The sequence below is a fragment of the Paraburkholderia podalyriae genome (assembly GCF_014397785.1).
Lineage (GTDB): Bacteria > Pseudomonadota > Gammaproteobacteria > Burkholderiales > Burkholderiaceae > Paraburkholderia > Paraburkholderia podalyriae.
Window position 1 is genome coordinate 1 of record NZ_VZQQ01000149.1, and the last position, 4623, is coordinate 4623.

A 4623-nucleotide genomic window follows, 5' to 3' on the forward strand; every position below is an offset into this window, starting at 1 on the left:
GCGAGCGCAGTATGCGTGCCGCTGCGGCCACCGGCGATGTCGCGGAACGATGCTCGCTGGTAGTTCATTGCGCTTTTCCGACTCATTCAAGGTTGAGCAGGCCAATTAACGAATCGACGCCAGAGAACCATGCGTCAACCGTTGTATGGTCCATCGAATCCACGATGAACAACTTGCCATCGCGTGCCCGCAGCAAAATATTGCTGACATCATCGGAAGCACCAATGATGCACACGCCCTTGCTGGCCAAATCGCGTTCATCGGTTTCGCCTTGAATTGCTTCAGTGTTCCAGAGCCTCGGACCATATCCGTTTTCGACGCCTTTCGGATGCGCAGCCAGATAGGCTTCAAACTCAGCCGGAACGCCTACGCCGAAGGTCTTGGTGAACCCTGCGCGAAGCTCTCGCCGGTCGTTTGCGCACACGCCGTCTCACCGGAGATTTCTGGCTTACACTGATCGAGTGAAGGGTCCGTCATCTACACGGCGGCGGATCTGACGTGTGGATACGAGGGGACGTATGATGCGGATCGCACGTTCGAGAAAAGGGCGTCGAGACTTTCTTCGCAAGTCGGGCGTGGTGGCGTCTTCAGTTCTGCTGGCGGTTTGGCGTGAGCCCGAGCACGCACTGGCCGACGAGCTTTCGCCGACGCCCGCATGCAAAGACCATCCGGAACAGACACCGCCGCAAACGGAAGGGCCGTTCTTTTTGCCGCGCTCGCCGCAGCGCGCCTCGCTGCTCGAGCCGGGGATGCATGGCACGAAGATTGTTCTGACTGGCCGCGTGCTGTCCACGCAATGCACGCCGGTAGTGAGCGCGCTGCTTGATTTCTGGCACGCGGACGACAGCGGCGAATACGATGTCGACGGCTTCCGGCTGCGCGGCCATCAGTTTACTGACAGCCAAGCCGCCTCGAGACCATTGTCCCCGGCCTGTATCCGGGGCGCACGCGACACTTCCATGTGAAGGTGCAGGCGCCGAACCGGCAGGTCCTGACGACACAACTCTATTTCCCCGGCGAGCAGCGCAATTCGCGCGATTTCCTGTTCGATCGAAGGCTGCTGATGACGATCGACGACCGCAGTGATCGCAAGGCAGCCCAGTTCGATTTCGTGCTGAAGCTCGGGTAGCTCCAGTTGACGGCTCTGATGTGATGGACGACTCCCCCAGCGAGGCCGGCAGGCCTATGCCAAAGTAGAGACGTCGTTACTCGCCTTTAGGGGAAAGGAGCGTCCCTCACATCAGAGCCTTCCGGTCCAGCCCCAGGGGTTCACTCCAAACTACGGCCTGAAGCGGGTCAATTCTCGGTGAACGTCAGAAGCTGGTGCAACTCGCCATGACGCCGACCCAGCCCCGTCGTCTAGTGTCGCATTTGGACCGTCATTCACACGCGCTCAACCCCGAGAGTCAGGATTTAGGTGCCAGCATGGAGCGGCAGCGGGATAGTACGTACCTGCTGCGTCGGGGCGCTTAGGGTCTTGGAAACAATTCCAATCGAACGGCACCTCGTCGATGCCTGTCAGGTGGTGATAGCGCAGGGTTGCATCACGGTGCACAACACTCAAGGAGCGCCTTGACGTCGGTCACCGGTGCGGCGCACGTGCGATTTCGGCACACGTAGGCGGCAGGCCGGCCCTTGACCGGGTGGCGCCCCCGGCCGATTGGTACGTCTTCGGCAAAGGCCAGCACGCGCGCGGGGAGGTATGCGCGGTGAACGCTTGTTACGAGCGCGGCGGCGCCCGACTTGTCGCCCGCAAAGACGATCTCGAGCGGGCCGCGTTGCGCGAAGTCCCGGGCGGCAAGGAGGTGCGCGAAGCCGGCTGGCGCCCTGGCGGCTGCGACCTCGTATCTCCGGAATTCGTGTTCGGCGCGGTCACGGTAGAGATCGTGGCCGGTGAGTTCATGCAGGCGCAAGAAGGCAAACACGCTCGTAGAGATGCCCGACGGCCAGGCGTTGTCGTAAGGCGCGCGCGGCCTGTGCACCAATGGCTCGCCGTCGCACGGGGTGAAATACAGCCCGTCCTCCCAGAACTTATCGAGAATGAGTGCCGCGAGTTCGATCGCACGATCGAGATAGCGCTTGTCGAAGCAGGACTCGTAGAGGTCGAGCAGCGCGTTGCAGAGGAAGGCGTAGTCCTCGAGAAACCCCGGCACCTTGGCTGTCCCGTCGTTCCAGGCCCGATATACGCCACCGTCGGGCAGGGTCAGCTTGCCCTGGATGAAATTCGCGGCGCGCTTTGCCGCGCTGAGATACTCGGGGATGCCCGTCGCCTGGAAAGCGGCACAGAGCCCCTCGATCATCAGGCCGTTCCAGCCGGTGAGAATGTTGTCGTCCCGAGCCGGGCGCACGCGCCGGCCGCGTGCCGCCAGCAACCGCTCGCGCCAGCCTGCCAGATGCGCTGCTTGCAGCCCATCCATCTCGACCGCGAAGTGGAGCACCGTAGCACCGTGTTCGAAGTTGCCGTGTTCTGTCACACCGTAGGCCCGGCATGCCAGTGCACCGTCGGACTCGCCGAGGACTGCCTTAACCTCGGCGGGTGTCCAGACATAGAATTTGCCTTCCATTCCTTCGCTGTCGGCATCTTCGCCGGCATGAAAGCCGCCGTCGGGGTGCGTCATATCGCGCAGAACGTAGGCGATGGTTTCCTCGAAGATGCGGCGCCACGCCTGCTTGCCGGTCAGGCGGTAGGCGTCCGCGTACAGCTTAACGAGCTGGCCGTTGTCATAGAGCATTTTCTCGAAGTGCGGCACGGCCCAACGTGCGTCGACACTATAGCGGGCAAACCCGCCGCCGAGTTGGTCATAGATACCGCCCGCTGCCATCTGGTCAAGCGTGCGTCCCAGTGCGTCAAGAAGCGTGGCCTCGCCAGTTCGATGATAGACGCGCAGCATGAGATCGTAGCAGCCTGGGTTGGGGAACTTGGGCGCGCCGCCCAGCCCGCCATGGACCGGGTCAGTGTCCCGTGCCAAGGCGCGGCCTGTCTCTGCCGGCAGATCCGCGACTCCGGTGGCTTCACCGCCCAGGTTCGCTTGATCGAGCTGTCGGAAACCCTGCCGAAACTGCGCAATGGTGTCGCGCAGCTCTTCTCGCTGATGCCGCCAGGCTTCGCTCAGACTCGTCAGCACGCGCACGAGCCCGGGGCGGCCATAACGGTCGTCTGGCGGGAAGTAGGTGCCGCCGAAGAACGGCTCTCCTTGCGGCGTGAGGAACACGGTGAGCGGCCAACCGCCTCCCTGTCCCATCATCTGGCTGACTTGTTGGTAGATGTCATCGATGTCGGGACGCTCCTGCCGATCGACCTTGATGCTGATGTAGCGCTCGTTCATCAGGCTGGCAATACGCGGATTCTCGAAGGATTCGTGCGCCATGACGTGGCACCAGTGGCACGCGGAATAGCCCACGGAGAGCAGCACCGGCTTGTTTTCCTCGCGGGCGCGGCGAAATGCATCTTCGCTCCACGGATACCAGTCCACCGGGTTCTCCGCGTGTTGGCGGAGGTAAGGGGAGGTTTCGGTGGCGAGTCGGTTCGTCATGGCAGTCTCCAGCCGGACTTACGCGCCGGTCGTGATGACAAATGTCGCGCAGACTCGTGCGCCCTGCAAGCGCGGCTGGCGGACTTGATACGAGCGTCATCAAACTGAATTGGACGGCTTTTGCGCTTCTTCTCAGATGTCCGAAGGGTCCTTGGGAGGAGGGTGTCTGCTATTTCTGACGCAGGTTATCGTAGAGGATGCCCTTGAGATGGCGGAGCAGACCGACGTTTGAAGCGGGCGACGCGTCATGTGGCGACCCGGTGCCGGCCGCCGCGTGCTAATGGCCGTTTCCGGAAGCTGGTCAATCGGCGCGTTTGAACACCATGAGACGGACGCGTCCGCCAGCAGGCGGCCATGAACGGCCGGTCGACATACATCCCTGGATTGTTGACAATCGCTATCTCGAGCGGGAGCAGCCACCGGGTAGACTAAGGCCTCCAAAACAGTGGTGTGACAGACGCTGAAGGACTTAAGCCGCACGAACGCGGCGACCCGGAAGATCCTCTGACCATGGAAGGAAAGGAGACCTCATGCCAAGCCTCGAGCGAGCGCGACCGGCCATGCGAATCGACTCTGTCTGGCGTATGGTGCTTCGCCTCGGCTTTCGGCTCGCCCGCACCTGGTGGTACCTTCGACGGCCTCACCATGAGGGCGCGCTTGTAGCAATCTACGTCGGGCGGGCGCTGTTGCTGGTGAAGTCATCGTACCGGGCCGAGTAGAATTTTCCGGGCGGTAGTGTCCGGCCCGGGGAGACGCCTGAGGCAGCAGCGCAGCGCGAAATGGAGGCGGAGATCGGTCTCCCGTCGTACCCGTTACTCCCTGCGGGCAGTGCCTGCGGCATCTGGGACGGGCGAAGAGATCGGGTGCATTTCTTTGAACTGCACCTCGATTCACTACCCGAGCTGCGGCTTGATAATCGTGAGATTATCGCCGCGCAGCTGGCATCGCGGGACGAATTGCGCGGCATGGCGCTGACGGAAGCGGTCGCTGCTTATCTTGGCGGAAATCTCCGCTGGTAGTAGCCAGCCTCGGCGGCCGGCTTGACCGCGGGTTTCTCATCGGCAGGGTGAACATGCCCTGCCAGCGGAGG

Annotated in this window: 4 protein-coding genes and 1 pseudogene; 3 read left to right on the forward strand and 2 right to left on the reverse strand. The window is 62.4% G+C overall.

Annotated elements, in window-relative coordinates; genetic code table 11:
* Window positions 1–82 precede the first annotated feature (82 nt).
* Complete coding sequence (locus F6X42_RS41685; protein ID WP_187639592.1) at window positions 83–424, reverse strand: hypothetical protein; 342 nt, start codon at window positions 422–424, stop codon at window positions 83–85.
* A 94-nt stretch (window positions 425–518) separates the two neighbouring features.
* Here F6X42_RS41685 and F6X42_RS41690 point away from each other — a divergent pair, with 94 nt between their 5' ends.
* Window positions 519–965, forward strand: a complete 447-nt coding sequence (locus F6X42_RS41690; protein WP_246530541.1) for a dioxygenase family protein — start codon at window positions 519–521, stop codon at window positions 963–965.
* A complete protein-coding gene (locus tag F6X42_RS45040; RefSeq protein ID WP_312893022.1) occupies window positions 962–1129 on the forward strand; it encodes a hypothetical protein in 168 nt (55 codons plus the stop codon). The genes F6X42_RS41690 and F6X42_RS45040 overlap by 4 nt, the downstream gene beginning before the upstream one ends.
* 415 nt (window positions 1130–1544) lie before the next feature.
* Here the strand turns inward: F6X42_RS45040 and F6X42_RS41695 are convergent, their stop codons facing one another.
* A complete protein-coding gene (locus F6X42_RS41695; RefSeq protein WP_187639593.1) occupies window positions 1545–3533 on the reverse strand; it encodes a thioredoxin domain-containing protein in 1989 nt (662 codons plus the stop codon).
* Window positions 3534–4063: 530 nt separating this feature from the next.
* On the opposite strand from F6X42_RS41695, the pseudogene F6X42_RS41700 reads away from it, so the two are divergent.
* Window positions 4064–4552 (forward strand): annotated as a pseudogene (locus F6X42_RS41700) (NUDIX domain-containing protein).
* The last annotated feature ends 71 nt before the right edge of the window (window positions 4553–4623 follow it).

Coding starts and splice junctions, on each gene's coding strand:
- F6X42_RS41690 (WP_246530541.1), top strand. CDS start 519: ATGATGCGGATCGCACGTTCGAGAAAAGGGCGTCGAGACTTTCTTCGC.
- F6X42_RS41695 (WP_187639593.1), bottom strand. CDS start 3,533: ATGACGAACCGACTCGCCACCGAAACCTCCCCTTACCTCCGCCAACAC.